Annotated in this window: 15 protein-coding genes and 2 pseudogenes; 10 read left to right on the forward strand and 7 right to left on the reverse strand. The window is 62.5% G+C overall.

Annotated elements, in window-relative coordinates:
- The first annotated feature begins 19 nt into the window (after positions 1–19).
- The 6 genes and pseudogenes from MU551_RS10660 to MU551_RS10680 all read left to right on the forward strand — a co-directional run bounded on the left by MU551_RS10660 (position 20) and on the right by MU551_RS10680 (position 7,187).
- A complete protein-coding gene (locus MU551_RS10660) occupies positions 20–679 on the forward strand; it encodes a hypothetical protein (protein ID WP_247043813.1) in 660 nt (219 codons plus the stop codon).
- A 282-nt stretch (positions 680–961) separates the two neighbouring features.
- Positions 962–1,579, forward strand: coding sequence for a DUF47 domain-containing protein (locus MU551_RS10665; protein WP_247043815.1), 618 nt, complete (start codon positions 962–964; stop codon positions 1,577–1,579).
- Between the two features lies 1 nt (position 1,580).
- Positions 1,581–2,597 carry an inorganic phosphate transporter gene (locus tag MU551_RS10670; RefSeq protein WP_247043817.1) on the forward strand — a complete coding sequence of 339 codons (1,017 nt, stop codon included), beginning with the start codon at positions 1,581–1,583 and terminating at the stop codon, positions 2,595–2,597.
- 516 nt (positions 2,598–3,113) lie between these two features.
- A pseudogene (locus MU551_RS23750) lies at positions 3,114–4,940 on the forward strand (LamG-like jellyroll fold domain-containing protein); the annotation flags it as partial.
- Between the two features lie 195 nt (positions 4,941–5,135).
- Positions 5,136–5,630 (forward strand): annotated as a pseudogene (locus MU551_RS23755) (LamG domain-containing protein); the annotation flags it as partial.
- 93 nt (positions 5,631–5,723) lie between these two features.
- The gene (locus MU551_RS10680; protein WP_247043821.1) at positions 5,724–7,187 is read left to right on the forward strand and encodes a family 43 glycosylhydrolase; all 1,464 of its coding nucleotides are present in this window, start codon (positions 5,724–5,726) and stop codon (positions 7,185–7,187) included.
- Positions 7,188–7,305: 118 nt separating this feature from the next.
- On the opposite strand, the gene pstB is transcribed toward MU551_RS10680, so the two are convergent.
- The 5 genes from pstB to pstS are packed head-to-tail and all read right to left on the reverse strand — an operon-like array spanning position 7,306 to position 11,510.
- On the reverse strand, positions 7,306–8,085 hold the full coding sequence (gene pstB, locus MU551_RS10685; protein ID WP_247043837.1) for a phosphate ABC transporter ATP-binding protein PstB: 780 nt from the start codon (positions 8,083–8,085) through the stop codon (positions 7,306–7,308).
- 58 nt (positions 8,086–8,143) lie between these two features.
- Positions 8,144–9,247, reverse strand: coding sequence for a phosphate ABC transporter permease PstA (pstA, locus tag MU551_RS10690; protein ID WP_372489844.1), 1,104 nt, complete (start codon positions 9,245–9,247; stop codon positions 8,144–8,146).
- Between the two features lie 12 nt (positions 9,248–9,259).
- Positions 9,260–10,192 (reverse strand): phosphate ABC transporter permease subunit PstC, encoded by a 933-nt coding sequence (gene pstC / locus MU551_RS10695; RefSeq protein ID WP_247043849.1) that lies wholly within the window; start codon positions 10,190–10,192, stop codon positions 9,260–9,262.
- A gap of 16 nt (positions 10,193–10,208) precedes the next feature.
- Positions 10,209–10,340 carry a hypothetical protein gene (locus tag MU551_RS23320; protein WP_281507065.1) on the reverse strand — a complete coding sequence of 44 codons (132 nt, stop codon included), beginning with the start codon at positions 10,338–10,340 and terminating at the stop codon, positions 10,209–10,211.
- A gap of 51 nt (positions 10,341–10,391) precedes the next feature.
- On the reverse strand, positions 10,392–11,510 hold the full coding sequence (gene pstS, locus MU551_RS10700) for a phosphate ABC transporter substrate-binding protein PstS (RefSeq protein ID WP_247043851.1): 1,119 nt from the start codon (positions 11,508–11,510) through the stop codon (positions 10,392–10,394).
- A 356-nt stretch (positions 11,511–11,866) separates the two neighbouring features.
- Between pstS and MU551_RS10705 the strand changes: the two genes are divergently transcribed.
- The 4 genes from MU551_RS10705 to MU551_RS10720 all read left to right on the forward strand — a co-directional run bounded on the left by MU551_RS10705 (position 11,867) and on the right by MU551_RS10720 (position 20,030).
- On the forward strand, positions 11,867–13,708 hold the full coding sequence (locus tag MU551_RS10705) for an amylosucrase (protein ID WP_247044051.1): 1,842 nt from the start codon (positions 11,867–11,869) through the stop codon (positions 13,706–13,708).
- A 76-nt stretch (positions 13,709–13,784) separates the two neighbouring features.
- Positions 13,785–14,678: a polyphosphate kinase 2 gene (gene ppk2, locus MU551_RS10710; protein WP_247043853.1), complete on the forward strand. Its 894-nt coding sequence runs from the start codon at positions 13,785–13,787 to the stop codon at positions 14,676–14,678.
- 4 nt (positions 14,679–14,682) lie between these two features.
- Entirely contained in the window at positions 14,683–18,633 is a 3,951-nt protein-coding gene (locus MU551_RS10715) for a Pls/PosA family non-ribosomal peptide synthetase (protein ID WP_372489845.1), read from the forward strand.
- Positions 18,630–20,030, forward strand: coding sequence for a M1 family metallopeptidase (locus MU551_RS10720; protein WP_247043855.1), 1,401 nt, complete (start codon positions 18,630–18,632; stop codon positions 20,028–20,030). Before MU551_RS10715 ends, MU551_RS10720 begins: the two co-directional genes overlap by 4 nt.
- 19 nt (positions 20,031–20,049) lie before the next feature.
- On the opposite strand, the gene MU551_RS10725 is transcribed toward MU551_RS10720, so the two are convergent.
- Together MU551_RS10725 and MU551_RS10730 are read right to left on the reverse strand one after the other, a co-directional pair.
- Positions 20,050–20,730: a 4'-phosphopantetheinyl transferase family protein gene (locus MU551_RS10725; RefSeq protein WP_247043861.1), complete on the reverse strand. Its 681-nt coding sequence runs from the start codon at positions 20,728–20,730 to the stop codon at positions 20,050–20,052.
- Positions 20,731–20,863: 133 nt separating this feature from the next.
- A complete protein-coding gene (locus MU551_RS10730) occupies positions 20,864–22,765 on the reverse strand; it encodes an RICIN domain-containing protein (RefSeq protein ID WP_247043864.1) in 1,902 nt (633 codons plus the stop codon).
- Positions 22,766–23,010 lie beyond the last annotated feature (245 nt).

Here is a 23,010-nt window from a genome sequence, read left to right on the forward strand (position 1 = left end):
CAGGAGTAGCGTGGGGGGCATGAACGAGCAAGCGGGGTCCAGCCACTACGGCGGAGCGAACAGGCACCATAAGCCGAAGCCTTTCGCCCCGATCGATTTCGAGCCGTTCGCCGGCGGCGCGGATCCCGCGCGCGTCTCCGAAGCGGCCCATCTCGCTGCCCAGGCGCTGGTCCAGCATGGCCGGGACAGCGATGATCCGGTGATCACGCAGAGACTGGTCAAGCTGGCCGATGAACAGGGCCTGGAAGCGATCGCCGAGATGTGGGCGGAGAGCCCGGCACGGTCCCTGCCAGGCGCCTTGTGGCGGCTTTATGCCCTCCGCGCAGCCACCATTCAGGATCCGGAGAGGATCTCCCTCTACTTCCGGGCGGGCAAGGACACAGCGCAGGTATCCAATGTTGTGGCTGGCCCGGCTGAACCTCCGGGAGCCCAGGAAATGAAGGAAATGGCTGACGCCATCCTCTCGGGCGCGTTCGACGGCGAGTTCGACGTCGCGCTGGAACGTTCCGCCGCCTTCTGCCGGGTGGTGGCCTTGGGCCAGGCCACTTTGGCGGACAACGCCGAGCACAGCAATGAGGGGCACGCATCGAAGCTGACCCGCAATTCGCACCTGCTGGTCAAGACAGCTGAGGACCTGGAACATGCCGCGAATGCCTGGCGCCTCGGCGAACTGGACTGACGGCGAAGGTCCGCTTCCCCTGGCTGAGAGAGCCGGTTTTGGGGCTGCGAGCCTGCCACGGGAGGCCCTTACTGTCAATGTTGACTTGGTTGGGGCAACGTAGAACACTGAGACTGGTGCCGAACCGCGAAACCCCCGGGCTTCAACATTCAGCCGCCTAGAGCGGCCTACCGCCGAGAGGCGTATCCGGTTCGGCACCACTTTTGTGTCCGGATCCATCACCGTGTTCCACTACAAGATAAACAGCCCTGTCAGTTCCTCCCCCAAGACCGGAAAACCCACGTGAAACTGCGCCTTTTCCCCCAGGAGCCCGCCGGGCTGAACCTCCTCGCACAGATGGCCCGCCAGATCGTCCTGGCAACCGGGACCATGGCGGAAATCCTCGGCACGCCCGCAGCAGAACACGCCCGGCTCGTGGAAGACATGCATAACCATGAGGCAAAGTCAGCGGAACTGCACTTCGCGCTCCTGACCCATATGCGCACCAGCTTCGTGAACCCGCTTCCCCGCGAGGATATGTACGCCTTGTCGCGGTACCTCAATGAGGCCATCGAAAAGCTGGACGCAGCCGCAGACCTGGTCGCACTGTACAAGCTGGAGCGGCTGCCAAAGCGTGCCGCCGATCAACTGGAGATCATCAGCCGGCAGGCCGAACTCACCGTGGACGCAATGAGGAGACTGAACAACCTCGACGATCTTGAGGACTACTGGATCGAAATCCTGCGGCTGGCTAAGCGTGCTGAACGTACCCACCGCGTCTGGGTGGCCGACATGCTCAAGGACATGAAGTCCGTACAGTATGCCCGCAACCGCGACATCGCTACCCAACTCGTGGATGTCACCAAGGATATGCGCCGAGTGGCCACCCAGGTAGGCAGCATCATCGTCAAGGAATCCTGAGGTGACGGGGGTCTTTTTCACTCTGGTGGTGTTGTTCGCCGGGACCTTCGCCTTCCTCAACGGCTTCCGCGATGCTTCGGCTTCCGTCGCGCTGGCCGTCCGCACCCGGGCGCTGACTCCCACCGTAGGGGTTTTGCTCGCTGCCTTGTTCAACTTTATTGGCGCCGCCCTGAGCGCCGCCTTCGCCCTGACCGTAAGCCACGCCTGGGTGACGGTACCCAGCGGCGACGGCGGACTAACCATCCTGCTCTCAGGGCTTATCAGCGCCGTGATTTGGGGCGTCTATACGTGGCGGCGCGGCATACCGTCCTCGTCCACGCACGCATTGGTGGGAGGGCTGGCGGGGGCAGGGCTGGCCAGCCTCGTCCTGGGTGGCCCTGGCGTCGGCGGGGTGGACAACTCCATGCTGTTCCAAGTGGTGCTGCCACTGCTGATTTCGCCCATCATCGCGTTTGTGGGCGCCTATCTATTGGTGTGGCCGGCCACATGGGCAGCCCGCTATACGCCGCCAAATGTGGTCAACAGCCGCTCCCGCAGGATCCAGGCGGTTGCTGCCGGAGCCGTCGCTTTCGCCCATGGCCTCCAAGACGGGCAACGCACCAGCGCCATCCTCCTCCTTGCGTTGCTGGCTTCCGGGCAGACTGACGGTACCTCCATGCCAATGTGGGTGGCTCTACTGACAGCCGCGATGCTGACGGTTGGAACGCTCGCGGGAGGTTGGCGCATTTCGCACACCATCGGCTACCGCATGGCCAGGATGGACCCACTGCGGGGTTTCGTGGCCCAGATCTACAGTTCGCTGATCCTGCTGTTGGGCGCCATCGGGCTCCATTGGCCTATTTCCACCACCCACACGGTGACCACCGCTACCCTCGGTGCTGGAAGCAATCAGCCTTTCCCTGAAACCAACCGCCGCCTGGTCCTGCGGATCCTGTCCTTTTGGGTTCTCACTCCAATTGTGACGGCAGCAGCTGGCCTGGTTCTGGCGCTGGCACTCTCCCCGCTTCGAAGCAGCTAGCCTCTTTTGGGCCGCTGCGTAAGCGTGTTCTCACTAACCGCTATTGACGGATCCAAAGTCTTCATAAATACTCTAATCCAGCCGATGTTAGCCCTAACAATTTTTCCCTGGCACCTGGAATGTCCCGAAAGTGATAGCGAACTTGCCTCGTAACCCGAGACAGGTTTTCTTGAAATAGCGCTCCCTCGACGACGACGGGCGTAAGAAAGGCGGCAGGGCGCCGTCGGCCCGTCCGTTCATCACCGAGCCCTCTCAAGGCTCCCCTTCAGTCAACGACTGAAACCCCACTGCGGCACCAGCCCTCCATGCCTGGCCGCCGCATGCTCAATTGTTTTTCCCGCCGCCCGGACCACCGTCCGGCGACCCCCCATGCGATATGGCCTCGCAGTTCACCGCGAAGGCCATTGCACAAGCACGGAAAGTAGCAATGGAATGCGACAAAGACGACGTTTACGCTCAAGCCTCGCAGGAGGCATCCTGCTGGGGCTCCTGGTCCCCGGAGCTTCCCTCCCAAGCATGGCCACCGCAGCCGACAGCCGCCTGGTTCTCGAATACCAGCTCAACGAAACAGCCGGCACCCGTGTTATCGACTCGTCCGGCAAAGGAAATGACGGCACACTGGTCAACGGTGCCGTCCCTTCAGGCCCTGCGGGAGTAAAGCTGGATGGCGTAAATGACTATGTCCAGCTTCCAAACAACATTCTCTCGGGCCTGAGTGCCGTCACGGTCAGCACAGAGGTCCTGATCGAGGCGGACCAGCAGAATCCCTACTTCATCTACGGCCTCGGAAACTCCACCAACGGAGCAGGAAACGGCTACCTCTTCACCACCGGGAACAACTACCGCACCAGCATCGCCACCGGCAACTGGTCAACGGAACAGACCGCCACAAGCACCCAGGCCCTTCCCCGCGGTGCCTGGAAAACCCTCACGTACACACTCTCCGGCGGCACAGCTGTGCTGTACCTCGACGGAGTGGAAGTCAATCGAAAGACCGGTGTCACCATCACGCCGGGCTCTATCGGCGGCGGTACCACCACGGCGAACTGGATCGGACGGTCCCTGTATTCCGCCGACAAGTACCTCAAGGGCAGCGTACGGAACTTCAGGATCTACAACGCCGCACTCACCCAGCAGGAGGTGACCGCGCTTTCCCCGACGGACCAAAGCCGGGCAACGGACGCAGCGAACTCAATCACGGTAGTCAATGCCAATGATGTGCGTGGAAACCTCACGCTCCCCCCAACAGCCCAGGGCCTGCCCGTCACCTGGACGTCGTCAAATCCTTCGGTAGTGTCCACCACGGGCGTGGTGACCCGCCCTGCCACCGGGACTGACGTCACGCTGACGGCCAAAGTCACTTCCGGCTCCGCCCAGGCATCCAAGACGATTGTGGCCCATGTGCGGGCAGCGGCAGTCCTTGCCCCCTATGCCGGATACGCATTCAGCTACTTCACAGCAAGCACCATTGCGGGCGAGAACATCTACTTCGCCGCCAGCAATGGAAACAACGCTTTGGACTGGACTGAGCTGAACGCCGGTCAGCCCGTCCTGACCTCCAATCAGGGAACCAAGGGGCTTCGCGACCCGTTCCTGGTGCGTTCCCCCGAAGGCGACAAGTTCTACCTGATCGCAACCGATCTCTCCATCGGCAGCGGGACTACCTGGGACGCTTCCCAGCGCACCGGAAGCAAGTTCCTGGAAGTCTGGGAATCCACCGACCTTGTTACATGGTCCGCCCAACGGCATGTGAAGTTGGCACCGGACACAGCCGGTAACCTCTGGGCTCCCGAAGCTGTTTACGATCCTTCCCTTGGCGCCTACGTGGTCTTCTGGGCCTCCAAGCTGTATGCCGAATCGGATGTAAACCACACCGGCAATACCTACAACAAGATGATGTACGCCACCACGCGGGACTTCGTTACGTTCTCCACTCCCCAGATCTGGGTTGATCCGGGACAATCCGTCATCGACTCCACTGTGGTGAAGGAAGGCAATACCTTCTACCGCTTCACCAAGGACGAAGGAAGCGCCTCGGGCTGCGCGGACATCATCCAGGAGAAGTCCAGCAACCTCCTGGCCGTTGACCTTCCCACCACTTCCCCCAAAAACTGGACGCTGATGGACTCCTGCATTGGCAGGGACGCAGGCACTAAAGCTGTTGAAGGCCCCACCGCCTTCAAGTCCAACAGCGAAAACAAGTGGTACCTCTTCGTGGACGAATTCGGTGGCCGCGGCTACATTCCGCTGGAGACTGCCAGCCTGGAAAACCCGAACTGGAAGGTGCCGGCGTCCTACAAGCTTCCGGCCAGCCCGCGGCACGGAACGGTCATCCCGGTCACGCAGGCCGAACTGACAGCGCTCAGGAATGAGCCGACCCCTAAACCGGCCAACGCCAACGGTGAAATCCTGCGGTACTCCTTCAACCAGACCACCGGCACCACCGTCACGGATTCCTCAGGCAACGGCCTTAACGCCACGGCTGTCGGCGGAACCACCTGGCAGACCGGAGGGTCCCTCAAGCTGAACGGCACCGACGGTCACGTCGACCTGCCGGATAACCTGCTGGCCGGCATTGTGGACGTGACCGTCGAAGCGGACGTCTTTGTGGACGCCGCCCAAAGCGGAAGCTATTTCCTTTACGGGATAGGCAACACCAACTCTTCGGGCGTCGGCAACGGCTACCTCTTCGCGACGGGCAACTCAACGTACAAGAACGCGATCGCCACCGGGAACTGGGCCACCGAACAAAGTGTCACCGGCACGGCCGCGCTTCCCCGAGGAACCTGGCAGCACTTGGTCTACACCCTCAAGGGCGACGTCGCCACCATCTACAGCAACGGCGCACAGATCTCGCAGGCGAGCGGAGTGACCATAGATCCGCGTGAGATAGGCGGCGGCCAGACCAGCTCCAACTACATCGGCCGTTCCGTCTACTCGGCGGACAAGTACTTCTCCGGCCAGATCAGGGAATTCGCCATCTACAACCGGGCGCTGACGGCTGCCGAAGCAGTCACTCTCTCAAGCAAGTAATCACCGCAAAGCCCAATGACTGGGCGCCAAGTCCGTACCCGGCGCCCAGTCATGGCACCAGCCACCAAGCACTAAGCACCAGAAAGAAGTCCAATGCCTATAACCCAGGGAACACCAATCAGCCGCCGGGGAATCCTCACCGGCCTTGGCGCAGCCGCTGCTGCCGCCGCTTTCCCTCCTCTCGCCTTGGCGGGCGCCACAACTGCTTTCGCTGCTGCCGTCAGCCAGACGAACCCCTTGATCCTGAAGCGTGCGGACCCGCACATCATGCGCCACACGGACGGAAAGTACTATTTCACCGCTTCCGTACCGGAGTACGATCGCCTGGTAATCCGGTCTGCCTCCAGCCTCGCGGGGCTCGGAACCGCCACGGAAAAGGTTCTATGGACCCGCTCCGCAGGCACCATGGGCGGACACATCTGGGCACCGGAACTGCACTTTTTCGACGACCGCTGGTACATGTATTTCGCAGCAGGGACATCCGCCGATCCATTCCGCGTCCGCCCATACGTGCTGCAGTCCAGCGGCCCGGACGCGATGACGTCCACTTGGTCTGTGCTGGGCCGAATCTTCACCGCCTGGGACACCTTCTCCCTGGATGCAACCACCTTCGTGCACAATGGCCAGCGCTATATGGTGTGGGCCCAAGAGGAAGCAGCAGTGGGTCCAGGGACCAACCTCTACATCTCGCGTATGAGCGGTCCCGCCACGCTGACGGGACCGCAAGCCCGCATTTCCGTTCCGACGTTGGCGTGGGAACGGGTGGGGCATGTTGTGAACGAGGGGCCGGCGGTGATCATCCGCAACGGCCGCGTCTTCTGCACCTACTCCGCCAGTGCCACCGACGCCAACTACTGCATGGGCCTGCTCACGGCATCGGCCACGGCTGACCTGCTGAACCCGGCATCATGGACCAAGTCGCCCAGCCCGGTCTTCAAATCCTCGGAAGCGACCAGTCAGTACGGGCCGGGACACAACTCGTTTACAGTCGCGGAAGACGGGGTATCGGACATCCTCGTTTACCACTCCAGGGACTACCGGGACATCAACGGGGAGCCGCTCTACGACCAGAACAGGCACACGAGGGTCCAAAAGCTTTACTGGAATGCGGACGGGACGCCCAACCTGGGAATCCCGCTGAAGAACGGCCCTTTGCCCGTGCGGCTGATGTCGTTCAACTTCCCCACCCGTTGTGTGCGCCACTACCTCAATGAGGCTCGCCTGGACGCCGACGTGACACTCCTTGCCGACTCCCAGTTCAACCTCAGCACCGGGCTGGCTGGTGGCACTTCTGTTTCACTGGAATCCGCAAACTTCCCCGGCAAGTACCTGGTGGACAGGGGCACCTCTGTCCGGTTGGAGACGTCTGACGGCAGCGCGTCCTTCGCGGCAGCGGCCTCCTTCAACAGGCGTTCAGGCCTGGCCTCCAGTTCGGGCGCTTCCTTTGAATCTGTGGCCAACCCCGGAAGGTACTTACGCCACTTCAACTACAAGATGGTGGTTCAGAGTGTCAGCGCAGGAGTGGGCTACCAGGACGCGACGTTCACTCTGGACTAACAGGCTCGTAGAGTAACCGCACTGACTGACCGTTGGCTGCCGGTCTCCTTTTCGGGACCGGCAGCGGACGACGGCGGCGTGGCCGCCCAGGGCGGCATGGCCCCTCAGCTGACAGGAATTATCCGAACCGGCCGGAAACGTAGTCTTCCGTGGCCTTCTGGGTCGGGTTGCTGAAGATCGTGTGCGTGTCGCCCACCTCGATCAGCTTGCCCGGCTTGCCTGTTCCGGCGATGTTGAAGAACGCAGTCCTGTCAGAGACGCGCGCTGCCTGCTGCATGTTGTGGGTAACGATGACCACGGTGTACTGGTCCTTGAGGTCGTTGATGAGGTCCTCGATGGCCAGGGTGGAGATGGGGTCCAATGCCGAGCAAGGCTCGTCCATCAGGATCACCTGGGGCTCAACAGCAATGGCGCGGGCAATGCACAGGCGCTGCTGCTGCCCGCCGGAAAGGCCGGATCCGGGCTTCTGGAGCCTGTCCTTGACCTCGTTCCAGAGGTTCGCCCCACGCAGGGAGCGTTCCACCAGGGCATCCGCCTCGCCCTTCGACATCTTCTGGTTGTTCAGCTTGACGCCTGCGAGGACGTTGTCGCGGATCGACATCGTGGGGAACGGGTTTGGACGCTGGAACACCATGCCGATCTGGGAGCGTACAGTCACAGGGTCAACGCCCGCGCCGTAAAGGTTGTCGCCGTCGAGCAGCACTTCACCTTCAACCCGGGCACCCGGAATGACTTCATGCATCCGGTTCAGGGTGCGCAGGAAAGTCGACTTCCCGCAGCCGGACGGGCCGATGAAAGCCGTGACGGATTTGGCTTCGATGTTGATGCTGACGTCTTCGACGGCAAGGAACTTGCTGTAGTAGACGTTCAGGTCCTTGACGTCGATGCGCTTTGACATGTTGTTCCTTCACTTACTGAGGTACGGATTGAAGTTTAGTTCCAGCAGGGCTGCGGTACTAGCGGCCGGCCTTGGGCGCGAAGACCCTTGCGATCAGGCGGGCGCCGAGGTTCAGCAGCATTACCAGGATGATCAGCACCAGGGCCGCTCCCCAAGCACGCTGGGATGACGGATCCGGGTTGGAGGGCGACGTCGGATTCAGGATCTGCGTGTAGATGAACGTAGGCAGTGACGCCATCCAGCCGCTGAAGACATTGGCGTTGATCGCCGTTGCAAATCCGGCGGTCACCAGGATGGGGGCCGTTTCCCCAATGACGCGGGCGATAGCCAGGGTGACACCTGAAGCGATGCCGGAAATCGCCGTCGGGATCACCACTTTGAGGATGGTGCGCCACTTTCGGACGCCCAAGGCGTACGCCGCCTCGCGGAGCTCGTTCGGCACGATCTTCAGCATTTCCTCACTGGAGCGGACCACAACGGGAATCATGAGGACGGAAAGCGCGACGGCGGCCACCGCACCTGTTTTGGTGCCCGGCCCCACGATGGCAAAGAAGAATGCGGCAGCGAAGAGCCCGGCGACGATGGACGGGATCCCGGTCATGACGTCCACAAAGAACGTGATGGCGCGGGCCAAAGACCGGTCAGCGCCGTATTCGACGAGGTAGATGGCTGTGAGCAGCCCGACCGGAACGGAGATGACGGTGGCCAGGAGGGTGATCTCCAGAGTGCCGAGCAGGGCATGGTAGATGCCGCCTACCACGGGAGCGCCCTCTTCGACTGCCTTGTTGTCGAATACGCCGGTGACACCGTTCATGGAGCTGCTCATGAACCCGGGAGCGATGAGGCCGGGTATGCCGTTGACCAGCACAGTCCAGATCACGGAGACGAGCGGGAGGAGAGCCACGATGAATGCGCCACTGACAAGGCAGGTAGCCAGCTTGTCCTGCGCCTTGCGGCGGCCTTCAACAACCGCGCTCCAGCCCACCAGGCCGGCAGCGAACAGAATGGCTGTCACAATCCCCCAGCCGAACGGGTTGAAGCCGACAACGGCCAGGATGGCGGCGCCGATTACCATGGCGAGGGCCAAGACAATGTACGGCGCAGCCTTGGGCAGCTGGCCCTTGGTGAGGGAGGACCGTTTGCGGACCGGGGTGGGGGTCATGGTGGCGGTCATTTAGTTGGCTCCAGAGAATTCTTTGTGCCTGCTGATGATCCAGCGGGCCACAATGTTCACGGCGAGGGTGATGAGGAACAGCACCAGGCCGGCGGCGATCAGGGTGCTGACCTTCAGACCGCTCGCTTCGGGGAAGTTCAGGGCAATCTCTGCGGCGATGGTCTGGTTTCCGGACTGGATCAGGCTCGCGGTAAGGGCGCCTGAGGAGAGAACCAGTGCAACAGCCATAGTCTCGCCAAGTGCCCGGCCGAGGCCAAGCATCACGGCGCTGATAATTCCCGGGCGGCCAAACGGCAGCACAGTCATCTTGATCATTTCCCAGCGCGTAGCACCCAAAGCCAACGCGGCTTCCTCGTGCAGTTTGGGGGTCTGCAGGAAAATTTCGCGCGTCAGGGAGGTGATGATGGGCAAGACCATAACCGCGAGCACAATGCCGGCGGTGAGGATGGTTTTGCCTGTGGCCGAGGCTGGGCCCTGGAAGATCGGCAGCCATCCCATGTTACTGGCGAGCCAGTTGTAGGCCGGTGATATTTCCTTGGCCAGGAAGGCAGCTCCCCAGGCGCCGTAGACGACCGAGGGAATGGCGGCCAGCAGGTCAATCACGTACCCAAGCCCGGAGGCGAGCCGGCGGGGAGCGAAGTGGGAGATAAAGAGGGCAACTCCGATGGATATCGGGGTGGCGATCACCAAGGCGATCAGTGCGGCGATCAGTGTGCCGATAACGATCGGCCAGATGTAGGCAAAGAAGCCTGCGCCGCCCTGGATCTCTGCCCCCGGCGCCACCAGCGCAGGAATGGCTTGGATGACGAGGAAGAGGGCAACGCCAAACAGGACAGCAAGGATGAGGCATCCCGCCGCGAGGGTGGCTCCGGAAAAGACCTTGTCCCCGGCGGGTCCTGCGCCCCGGGAACGTGTCAGGGAGGTGGTGGTCACAAATGATCCTCTGGGATCAGAACCGCTCCGGGAGAATGACCTTCGCCCGGCAGTGGTGGATTCTGGTGATGCTTCGGACAACAGCCAGAATCCCTGCCCCGGCCGAACGGTCGATGACCGTCACACCGGAGCAGGGAACCTGGTTCATGCTGGTGTTTCCACTATGCCTCGGCACAGTTGGAATCCCTAGGACTGGGCCTTAGGACTTCACCTTGATTGATTCGATTGTCTTGAGGGCCTTGTCCTGCAGCTCAGCTGACAGCGGCGCAGACTTGGCGGCGTCAGCTGCAGCTTTCTGGCCTTCCTCGGAGACAACGTAGGTCTCGAAAGCCTTGACGAGGTCAACCGTCTCCTGGCTTGCGTAGGTGGAGCAGACGATGTGGAAGGACACCAGCACTACGGGGTAGGCGCCTTCGGCAGAGGTCTTGCGGTCAAGCTTGATGGACAGATCGTTTGCTGAACGGCCCTCGACCGGCTTGCCTGCATCGACGGCCTTGGCTGCAGCATCTGCAGAGATCTTGGTGAAGGTTTCGCCAACTTTGATCTGCGCAACGCCCAGCTTGCCGCTGACGGCGGAGTCATCCGCGTAGGTTACAGCGCCCGGGGTGTCCGTGACGGTCTTGACGACGCCGGAGGTGCCCTTGGCGTTCTCGCCCTGCAGGGTTGCGGGCCAGACGCCTGAAGCCTTGTCAGTCCAGACCTCCGGTGCTGCAGCCGCAAGGTAGTCCGTGAAGTTCGTGGTGGTGCCCGAGTCATCGGAGCGGTTCACGGGGGTGACCTTGAGGTCCGGCAGGGTGACGCCCGGGTTCAGGGCGGCGATGGAGGCATCGTTCCAGGTGGCGATTTCGCCACGGAAGATTTTGGCAACGGTGGGAGCGTCAAGCTTCAGCTCGGTGAGTCCCGGGAGGTTGAACGCGATGGCGATCGGGGAGATGTAGACGGGGATGTTCAACGCACCGTCCGGGCCACAAGTCTTCTGGGAGGTGGCGTATTCGTCATCCTTCAGATAAGCGTCCGAGCCACCAAACTGGGCCGAACCGTCCAGAAGAGCTTTACGGCCTGCGCCGGAGCCGTCCGGGGAGTACTGTACGGTGGCGCCCTGGTTCGCAGCGGCGAAGCTGGTCTTCCAGGCATCCATAGCCGCGCCCTGAGCGGAGGAGCCGATGCCAGTGAGCGTGCCAGTGACCTTGGGTCCTGCAGAAGTTCCGTTGCCGGCGGGTGCGGTACCGGTAGCGTTGTCTGAACCGCAAGCGGAGAGCGCAAGTGCGCCGGCTGCGATAACAGCGATAGCCGCGTGGCGGCCGAAGTGTGCCTTCACTTAGATGTACCCCTTCCAGGGTTATTCAGTGCGGGCAGGGCCGGAGACGCCCTGCAGCGCGATGCGTACGTTGTGTACCTTCAACGAAGTTATGGGCTTCAGGTAACGGGACGCCCTGACCAAGGTGAACGCAGGGTTAACGACGGCGGCATATTGGCTGACACATGGCCGGTCACCGTTGCGTCAATGATTCCGGAGGCGTAAGGACGGCGGACCCTCGACGCGCTTGACTAGACTTTCAGCCAGTAGAACGAACCGCAACCTTCTCCAAGGAGCAGTTTTCCATGCCCGAGCTTACAGAAGCAGATCAGATCCAAAACCGGAAGGTGCTCGACGCCGTCGCCGAGCAATCAGGCATGGGACCTGGAGATCAGGACTGGGCCGACTTCGAGCGGCGCTTCTGCCGGCATTTTCCTGACCTATCCCGGTTGTTCCATTCGCTCTATGGCTCACGGCCGGACTTTCAGCGCCAGCTCACTTCGCTCCTGCTCGAAATCGCCCGCTCCTGGAAGGACAGGCCCGCGGACTTGAAGCTCGTCGACGCCGGGCGAGAGGGCAATAGCGACTGGTTCCAGTCCAACCAGATGCTCGGCGGGGTCTGCTACGTGGACCGGTATGCTTCCGACCTTGAGGGCGTCCGCTCCCGGATCCCCTACTTCAAGGAGCTGGGCCTCACCTACCTGCACCTGATGCCGCTGTTCCTGGCACCCGAGCCGCACTCCGACGGCGGTTATGCCGTCTCCAGCTACCGCGAGGTCAACCCCAAACTCGGAACCATGGAACAGCTCCGCAACCTTGCCGCTGAACTCCGGGCCAACGGCATCAGCCTGGTGGTCGACTTCATTTTCAATCACACCTCTGACGAACACGAATGGGCCCGCAAGGCCGCCGAGGGCGATCCGGAATACAGCGGCTATTACTGGATCTTCCCGAACCGTTCCCTGCCCGACGAGTTTGAGAAGAACGTTCGCGAGATTTTCCCCGACGACCACCCCGGCTCCTTCATTCAAATGCCTGACGGACGGTGGGTCTGGGCGACGTTCCATTCCTTCCAGTGGGACTTGAACTACTCCAACCCGGAAGTGTTTCGTGCGATGGCCGGGGAGATGCTCTTCCTGGCCAATCAAGGAGTGGACATTCTCCGGATGGACGCTGTGGCCTTTATCTGGAAGCAGCTCGGAACAACATGCGAGAACCTCCCCGAAGCCCACACCCTGTTGCAGGCCTTCAATGCCGTTTGCCGCATCGGTGCCCCCTCCCTCCTCTTCAAATCCGAAGCCATCGTCCACCCTGACGAAGTGGCCTTATACATCGATCCGGCAGAGTGTCAGCTCTCCTACAACCCGCTGCAAATGGCCCTGATCTGGGAAGCGATGGCCACAAGGAACGTTTCCCTGCTCTCTCAGGCACTGGAAAGGCGGCACAACATTCCGCCGGGAACGTCCTGGATCAACTACGTGCGCAGCCACGACGATATCGGCTGGACTTTCTCCGACGAAGACGCCGCAGAGTTAGGCATCAACGGCTTCGAGCACCGGCGCTTCCTGAACTCCTTTTACGTCAACCGGTTTCCAGGCAGCTTCGCCCACGGTGTTCCTTTCCAAGACAATCCCCGCACCGGCGACTGCCGGATTTCCGGAACGACGGCGTCCCTCTGCGGACTGGAGGACGCTTCCGCACAGGCGCTGGAGAGGATCCTGTTGGCTCATTCTGTGGTGTTCAGCACCGGCGGCATCCCCCTGCTCTATCTCGGCGACGAAGTGGGCCAACTGAACGACTACCAGTACGCGATGGAAGAAGGTCATACGGCAGACAGCCGCTGGGTACATCGGCCGCACTACCCCGCGGCACAATACGAAAAACGCCACGACCCCACCACCGCGGAAGGCACAATCTTCGGCGGGTTGCAGAGGATGATTTCAGTGCGCTCTGCCACGCCGGAAATGGCAGGCACACGCCTTATTGACTTCAACACCCACAACCAAAGCGTTCTCGGCTATCAGCGGCCAGGTGACGGCTCGGCGATCCTCGCGCTGGCCAACTTCAGCGATGAGCCCCAGGACATTCCGTCCACGACGTTGTCAGGATTCACCCCTGATGCCGAAGATATCCTGTCCGACAGTCCACTGAGCCTCGGCTACGGAATCACCCTCAACCCACGGTCCTACGTCTGGCTCAGGGTCCGGCCGCAAGCCTAGGATTGTGCGGATTCACATTCCATACTGTTGTTTCTCCGTTCATCAGGAGTTCACCGGGTGGGCGTACGTTCTGCCGGTGAATGTATTCGATCTGTCCAACCACGGCTTCAGCGTGCTCGACGATGATGATGATGACCCGGTTCTGGTCAGTCCTGACGGCGCCCCCGTAGACACCTGGCGGGAAGGGTACCCGTACACCGCGCGGATGACGCGGGAGCAGTACGAGATGGAGAAGCGGTTACTTCAGATCGAACTACTGAAACTGCAGAAGTGGATAAAGGCTACGGGCCGTCGCCTGGTGGTGGTCTTTGAAGGGCGGGATGCAGCCGGTAAGGGCGGCACTATCAAGCGCTTCACCGAGCATCTGAACCCTCGCGGGGCCCATGTGGTGGCGTTGGAGAAGCCCAGCGAACGTGAGCAGTCACAGTGGTACTTCCAGCGCTATGTGGCCCATCTGCCGGCTGCAGGCGAGATCATCATGTTTGACCGTTCCTGGTACAACCGGGCAGGGGTAGAGCGGGTCATGGGATTTTGTACCGACGTCCAATACCAGGGGTTCCTTCGACAGGCTCCGGCGTTCGAGCAGGTTCTGACCAACGATGGTATCGACGTCGTGAAGTTCTGGTTTTCCGTGTCCCGCACCGAGCAACTGACACGGTTCACCATCCGCCAGGTGGACCCGGTCCGGCAATGGAAGCTCTCCCCCATGGATCTGGCCTCACTGGATAAATGGGATTCCTACACGACAGCCAAGGAGACCATGTTCCGGGCCACGGACACCGACTGGGCCCCCTGGACGGTGGTCAAGAGCAACGACAAGAAACGCGCCCGACTGGAGGCTATGCGCCATGTGCTGCACATGTTTGATTATGAGGACAAGGACAATGAACTTGTTGCCGCGCCGGACAGCCTGATTGTTGGCCCCGCTTCAAGGATCTTCGAGGACGGTGAGAGTCCCGGTGGAAGTTAAGCCTGTGGTTGCCACGCCTGTCGCAGGCGCGAACGGGTTGCTGCAAACCCACAGCCCCCAGCTGACGGGGGCACTGAAGGCCTCCGTCCCCCGCACCCTCATAGAAGTTTTTGAAGCTACCGTTGCGGCGTATCCCGACTCATCCGCCCTTGACGATGGCCGTGCCTGCCTCAGCTACACCGAGCTGCAAGCAGAGGTCAGGGAATATGCCCGCCAGCTGCACAGCTCCGGCATTGGGGCGGGGCACAGGGTGGGCGTCCGGATTCCCTCAGGGACCAACGAACTATACGTGGCGATCCTGGCTGTCCTTTCTGTCGGAGCGGCGTACGTCCCGGTCGACGCCGATGACCCGGAGGAGCGTGCCAGGCTCGTTTTTGCCGAAGCCGGGGTCTCCGCCGTGCTCGGCGCTGGAGGCATCCAGGACGCTCCCGCCCCCGGGGGTTCCTTGCCCGAGCCCCGTCCGGCCGCACCGGAGGATGACGCCTGGATCATTTTTACGTCAGGATCCACGGGGACGCCCAAAGGTGTTGCGGTGACACACCGCTCTGCGGCGGCATTCGTCGACGCCGAGGCAAGGCTCTTCCTGCAGGAGGACCCCCTCGGTCCTGCCGATCGCGTATTGGCAGGCCTCTCGGTCGCCTTTGACGCCTCGTGCGAAGAGATGTGGCTGGCATGGCGGCACGGTGCATGCCTGGTTCCGGCTCCTCGCGCCTTGGTCAGGACTGGAATGGACTTGGGTCCGTGGCTGGTCACAAAGGGCATTACTGCCGTCTCCACCGTGCCAACGCTGGCAGCCCTCTGGCCCGTTGAGACACTTGACGCCGTCCGGCTGCTGATTTTCGGCGGCGAAGCATGCCCGCCGGAGCTGGCGGCCCGCCTGGCAGTGCAGGACCGCCAGGTTTGGAACACGTACGGACCGACCGAAGCCACGGTAGTAGCCTGCGCGGCGTTAATGGACGGATCCGGCCCGGTCAGAATAGGCCTTCCGCTGGATGGCTGGGATCTGGCCGTGGTGGACTCCAAAGGCATTCCGGTGGCTGAGGGCGATATCGGGGAACTGATCATCGGCGGAGTAGGACTGGCCCGGTACCTGGACCCGCTCAAGGACGCCGAAAAGTTCGCCGCCATGGAAAGCCTGGGATGGGACCGCGCCTACCGCAGCGGCGACCTCGTTCGCTATGAACGCGAGGGCCTTCTGTTCATGGGCCGGGCCGATGAACAGGTCAAGCTCGGTGGCCGGCGTATCGAACTGGGGGAAGTTGATTCCGCCTTGCAGGCCCTGCCCGGAATCCACGGCGCAGCTGCCGCAGTAAAAAACACCGGCGCGGGACACCAGGTCCTGGTCGGCTACCTTGCCCCGGCGCCAGGCATCGAGCCCGACCTTGCCGCCCTTCGTGAGGTGCTCGCCCTGAGTCTCCCAGCCGCGCTGGTTCCCATGCTCGCCGTCGTCGGCTCCCTCCCCGTAAAGACCAGCGGCAAGGTGGACAGGGCCGCCCTGCCGTGGCCCCTTAAATCCCTGGCGGAAGAAGCATCTGCCGGCACAGCAACCCTGGATCCGGTGGCCGCGTGGATCGCCGAGCAGTGGGCTGCGGTCCTGGGTGGGACGCCCGAAGGCCTGGAGGCCGACTTTTTCGCCCATGGTGGAGGCAGCCTGGCAGCCGCTCAGCTGGTATCCGCGCTACGTACGCGATATCCGACGATCACTGTCGCTGATATCTACTCCCGCCCGCGGCTGGGCGCACTGGTGGAACTGGCCATGGCATCGGGCGACGGAGGGGCTGCAGTTCCTCCGCGTGAACGTACCGTCAGACCGACGGCCCGGAAATCCCAAGTCTTCCAAGTGCTCATAAGTGCGCCCCTTCATGTTCTGGTGGGTATGCGGTGGCTGACTTATCTCATGGCCGGGAACAATGTGCTGTCCGCGCTTGGTGTTCTGACCGCCGCGCCCAATGTTTCCTGGTGGTGGGTGTTCGCTTCCTGGGCGGTCTTCGTCAGTCCGTTGGGGCGCATGGCAATTGCTGCGGCTGCCGCCCGAATACTCCTGCGCGGGGTGGTTCCAGGCGCCTATCCCCGATCGGGGAAAGTGCACTTGAGGCTGTGGCTGGCAGAACAGATCGCGGACCTCGCCGGGGCCGTCAGTCTCGCAGGGGCCCCTTGGATTCCCTACTATGCCAGGGCGCTGGGGGCGAAGATCGGCCCGAACGTGGACCTCCATTCCGTGCCTCCGGTCACCGGGATGCTCTACCTCGGTCCGGAATCCTCGATTGAACCTGAAGTGGATCTCTCCGGCTGGTGGATCGACGGTGACCTGGTCCATATCGGGCGCATCCATGTTGGCCGTGGTGCGACAGTTGGCTCCCGCAGCACTCTGATGCCCGGTGCCCGGGTGGGGGCCGGAGCCGAGGTCTCCCCCGGTTCAGCCGTTCTGGGGAAGGTCCGCGCCAACCAGCACTATGCCGGATCACCGGCGGTGAGAATAGGCAAGGCCCGCCGGGACGTTCCCGTAGATCCGGCGCCCGGTAAGGGCTCCAGACTCTGGTTTCCTGCCTACGCTGCCGGGTCCGCCCTGCTCGCTGGGATCCCGTTTTGCTCGGTGTTAGCAGCGGCCGCCGTAGTGGCCTGGGCGGTCCGCGGCCAGGATTCCCTCACCCAGGCCTGGCCGACTGTGCTGGGAGCTGTGCCTGTGGCGGCTGCCGTCTGGTTCATTGCCAACCTCCTGCTCACTGCCGGCGTGGTCCGCATCCTGGGGATCGGCTTGAAGGAAGGCCATTACCGGGTCCGCAGCCTGACGGGATGGCGGATCTGGGCCACCGAGCGGGTGCTGGACGCAGCCCGGGACCTGCTGTTTCCGATCTATGCAAGCCTGTTCACCCCGGTGTGGTTGAGAATGCTCGGTGCCAAGGTAGGGCGCAACGTCGAAGCCTCCACCGTCCTGCTTTTGCCTTCGATGACCACAGTCGGTGACGGCGCTTTTCTCGCCGATGACACGATGATCGCCTCGTACGAACTCGGAGGGGGCTGGATGAAGGTCGCTCCCGCGAAGATCGGCAAACGCGCGTTCCTCGGGAATTCCGGCATGACCGGCCCCGGTCGCAGCGTCCCTAAGAATTCCCTCGTCGCTGTGCTCTCGGCTACACCGGCCAAGGCCAAGTCAGGCACGTCCTGGCTCGGCAGCCCTCCCGTGAGACTCAGGAGGTCAAAGCTCGACGCCGACCAAACCCTGACGTTTGATCCTCCGCTGCGGCTGAAAATATTCCGTGCATGCTGGGAACTGTGCCGGGCGATTCCCGTGGTCCTGACTGTAGGCATCGCCGCTGGAGTCCTGCTGGCTCTGGACCTGCTGGCCGGCAGCACCGGAGGATACATCGCTGCCGCCCTCTTGGGTGGCGTCATCGTCCTGGTGGCCGGGGCTGTGGCGGCGGCGGCCTCCGTCGTCGCGAAATGGACCCTCGTAGGCCGCATCGAAGCCAGCGAACATCCGCTGTGGAGTTCTTTCATCTGGCGCAACGAGGTAGTGGACACCTTTGTGGAGATGGTGACCGCGCCCTGGTTCGCCCGCTCCGCAACAGGCAGCCCTGCCCTCATTTGGTGGCTCCGCGGCCTGGGCGCATGCATTGGCTCCGGCAGCTGGTGCGAGAGTTACTGGCTGCCCGAAGCCGACCTTGTCACCCTTGGCGAAAACTCCACGGTCAATCGTGGCTGCGTGATCCAGACGCACCTGTTCCACGACCGCGTCATGAGCATGGCAGCGGTGACTCTGGAGGACGGGGCCACCATAGGTCCCCACGGCGTGATCCTGCCCGCAGCACGCATCGCCGCCGGAGGCACCGTCGGCCCCGCGTCCCTCGTGATGCGCGGGGAGACAGTCCCCGCAGGCAGCTATTGGATCGGAAATCCCGTAAGCCCGTGGTCGGTAGGGCCCGGCGGACCGGGTCAAGTTACGATGATAGGGTGAACCGACCTTTCGCTTCCCCTGAACTGGGCCGGACACTCCTCCCGGATCCGCTGCCGGACCCCTACACGCCCGGGCACGGTTCCTCGGACTTCAACGTTTCGCGGTATGAGCTGCACCTTGACTACCGTGTGGCCACCAACCGCCTCGAGGCGCATGTGACAGTCTCCGCGACCGCAAGCACGCAGCTGACATCCATCATGCTGAACCTTTCAGGACTCCGCGTCGTAAAAGTCAGGGTGGACGGCCAGCGACCCGCACGATTCATCCAGCGGGAGGGGCGCGTCGTGGTCACCCCCGCCGCCCCCCTCTCGGAAGGATCCGACTTCAGCCTGGACATCCGCTATGAAGGACGGCCCGGCCCCCTGAGGGGAAACTGGGGCGACGTAGGCTGGGAAGAACTGACCGACGGCGTCCTCGTCGCCGGACAGCCCACAGGAGCACCGTCCTGGTTCCCTTGCAACGACCATCCCAGTCGCAAGGCCAGCTTCGGGTTCACTGTCACCACCGACGCGAACTACCAGGTGGTGTGCAACGGGACCTTGGTTTCCAGGCATGCGAAGGCCAGCCGGGAAACGTGGGTCTACGAACAATCCGAACCCATGGCCACATACCTGGCGACGGTACAGATCGGCCGCTACGAGATCGCGCCCCTGGCGAGCGCCGTCCACTCTAATGAGCCTGGAGCCGGCGCCCAGAACCAACCGGCCGCTGGGGTCCGGCAGCTCGTGGCGGCGCCGGCAGTCCTGATGGGACGCGCGCAGGCTACCCTTGCCCGGCAGGACCAGATGATGGCCACCTTTGAAACCTGCTTCGGACAGTACCCCTTTCACTCCTATACCGTCGTCGTCCCGGACGACGAACTGGAAATTCCGCTTGAGGCGCAGTCGCTGTCGATCATCGGCCGCAATCATCTCGACCAGCGGTGGGAGTCGCAGCGGCTGATCGCCCACGAACTGGCGCACCAGTGGTTCGGAAATTCTGTAACAGCCTCCTCCTGGAAGGACATCTGGCTCCACGAGGGTTTTGCGTGCTACGCAGAATGGCTATGGTCAGAAGCCTCCGGCCAAGGAACGGCAGCGTCACGGGCAGAGGCTGCCCGGCAGGGTCTCGCCGCCAAACCGCAGGATCTGCTGATCGGAGACCCCGGCCCGGAACTGATGTTCGATGACCGCGTATACAAGAGGGGTGCTTTGGCCCTGCATGGCCTGAGGACCGCTATGGGCGACCCGCTCTTTTTTGGGTTCCTCAGGGCCTGGACAGAACGAAACCGCTTCGGATCAGTGACCACCGGTGATCTCATTGGGCTGGCACAGGAACTGTGCGAAGGTCTACCAGGCTTCGATGCGGAGAGCATCCTTCACCCTTGGCTCTACCAGTCACGGCTGCCTCAACACTGAAGCCCCCTCGGGAAACCTGTCAGGATCCGTCACCAAGAGTTGCCAGGGCCGCGATGGTTCCGGAGGGAAGCCCAAGCCGCCCGGGTTCCAAATCAACCAGTGCGACCCCCTCAAGCCGGTCCCCGGTTACATCGCACGATGCAGGGTCCCGTTCCAGCCCCTCGCCGATGGCCTTTAAGAAGGCTTCCTTCCGCGCCCAAAGCCGCGCCCGCTGGTGATGCCCCTCGGCCGTCGTCCCGGATGCGAGGCCCATGCGTTCCTGCGGAGTCAGGACAAGTCCGTCGAAGCCCGGAAATGCCGTCCTGTCGATCTTTTCCGCATCGATTCCAACCCCGCGAAGGGCGCCACCGCGAACAACGCCAGCCAGGAGGACCCAGCCGCTTGTGCGGCTCAAACTCAGCAAAGGACCCGGATGTCCATCGTTGAGGGCGTAGCCCGGCCTGCCATGATCCCCTTTTCGTCCGCCGCAACGAGGGCATTGGAAGTCTGCCACCAAAGTCTCCGGTGGAACGCCTTCCAATTCAGCAGCGAACAACCGCAAGGCCAACCTCCCGGCCAGGAAGGCAGAGGCATCTGACGGGTTCACGAAACGAATCGCGCGCCGATGTTCCGACTCGTCGAGCATCTTCAATTCGGAAGCACCGGGGGCCAGCAGCTCTACAGCCCTGACTGCAACCCCTCCTACCTCCGTATCGCGCACATTAGCCATTGTAAGGACCGGCGATCTTCCCCGTCCGGCTAAATTCCGCTTGGAAGGCGAGAGGTAGGGGAGCAGCTATGCTGCTCCCCTACCTCCCGGTGTTCTGCTCCTACAGCATCTCAGCGACCGTCGATTACGGGGTCACCCGAAATTGCTGGCAGGTGTTGTTCAAGTTGGACCACTGGTTTATGCGGGTGCCGTTGGCCAGACCGCAGCCAGCCAGGTCAAGCACCTTCCCGCTGTGCGCAGCGACGAAGTTGATGGTGCCGTCCTGCCTGTGATCGATGCGCCATCGGGTTCCGTTTTCTGTGCACGCAGTCTGGGTCACATCTGCTCCATCGGCGGTGCTGGACGCTGAAACGCCCAGGCAGAGGCTCGGCGCGGACTGGGGGTGGATCTGGACGTACCCGCTTGCTGCCGAAGAGAAGCTCCACCGCTGGCAAGGGCTGCCGGACCACTCCCATTGCTGCAGCAACGCTCCGCTTGCCGTAGAGCAACCGGGAATATCGAAGGACTTACCGCTCGCCGCGGACACGATCCCTACGTTGCCGACAGGCTTTAGTGCCCACTGCTGGCAGGCGTTGCCCAGCGAGGTCCACAGCTGGACCTTGGATCCGGAGGCGACGGAGCAGCCAGCGGCGTCAAGGACCTTCCCGCTGTTGCGGTTTGTCAGCGACGAGTAGCCGTCCGCGGCGGGAGCGGGCCGCCACTCCTGGCAGGCGTTGGCCAGCCAGGACCACTGCCGTACCTGGGTTCCGTTGGCCGTGCCGCAGTTCGCAGCATCCAGGGATTTATTGCTGGAAGCGCCCACCAGCCGGTAGTAACCATCCGCCGTCGAATCCAGCTTCCAGCTGCTTGCAGGAGTGCCAGTACAGGCCGTCTGCACCAGACCGGCACCGTCGGCACCGGAACCGCCGCTGACAGTGGCGCACAGGCCACTGTTGCGGTTGACGAGCTCATACGCGGCGCCGTTCACCGGCGTCGTGATGGGTCCTCTTTCGCCGCTGGGGACGTCAACTTCAGTTGAGGTGGAAACCGGCTGCCCCAGCAGAGGACTTCCGCCGGCACTCCAGGAGACGGGCTGTGCCCGCGTGGAGCGTTTCTTTTCACAACCGTCTCCTGATGAATTGTTGCCATGGTAGGCGTTCCAAACTTGCGTACCGTCCGGGGAGGTGAAGAAGTCGTTGTGGCCTGGTCCGAAAACGCCGTTGGCTTTGCTGAAAATCGGATCGGCTCCCTTGGTCCAGGAGGCTGCAAGGACGGGGTCTCCGCCGTTATAGGTGAGCATGCCGAGTTTGTAGTCGGGGGTCCAGCAGCCGCTGGCTGAGTAGACCATGAAGGTCTTTCCGTCGCGCTGCAACGGGATGGGGCCCTCGTTGACTGCGCCTCCTTCGGTCTCCCAGCTCAAGGTTGGTTGGGACAGGATTTGTGCAGGCCCGGACACTGTCCAGGGGTTGGACATGCGCGCGATGTAGTTGCTTTGGCGGCCGTCCGGAGCGGGGGCAAATTGCGACCAGACTGCGAACAGCTCGCCATTCAGCTGCAGGTACGCCCCGTCGATGTTCCATGCAGTGGTAGGGACGGGCTGACCCTTATAGGAGTAGGGTCCCAGCGGGTCATCGCCTGAGCTTTCGAGCACGTGCAGGTGCTGGTTGTCCAAATTCGCGGGCGTGCCCATGGTGTACATCAGGTACCAGCGCCAGCCGTTGGGCCCCTGCAGCCTCTGCAGCTCCGGCGCCCACATGTTCGATGACCGGCCTGTGGCCGTATCGGAATAGACGACGACGGGTACGGCCGTTTTGAGGTTGGCCAGAGTAGGCGCCTTCCGCATGGTCACGACGCCGGACCAGGTGGTGGCTGCGGCGTAGTAGTTCCCGTTGTAGTACTCAACGGTGGGATCAGCCTCGGTGAAGAGCGCGTTGGTGAAGGTGGGTTCGCCCACGCTTTGCGCTGGCGGCGTGAAGGGAAGGGCCGCAAGGCCAAGGACGAGGGCAGTGGCCGCCGAGGCAGCTGCGAGCCGGAGCATTCTCTTCATGGCCATCAGGACGTGCCGCTGACTGAGACAAACGATGATGCCGGCTGAACCAGTTGTGTTCCTGGGGGAAAGTACGTTGAATAAAGCGTTGAACCGGACATCCTCGTCCTGCTTCCTCTTAGACCGTGAAATGAAATTGTGAGCGTTAACAACGCCGCGCTCCATCATCTACGGTGCCGCAGTTCCCGTCAAGGGTTGCCTGCGTTCTCGAGGGTTGCCGGGTACCAGCTGCGCAAACGGTCTGG

This window comes from Arthrobacter rhizosphaerae (assembly GCF_023062595.1).
In the GTDB taxonomy this organism is placed as follows: Bacteria; Actinomycetota; Actinomycetes; order Actinomycetales; family Micrococcaceae; genus Arthrobacter; species Arthrobacter rhizosphaerae.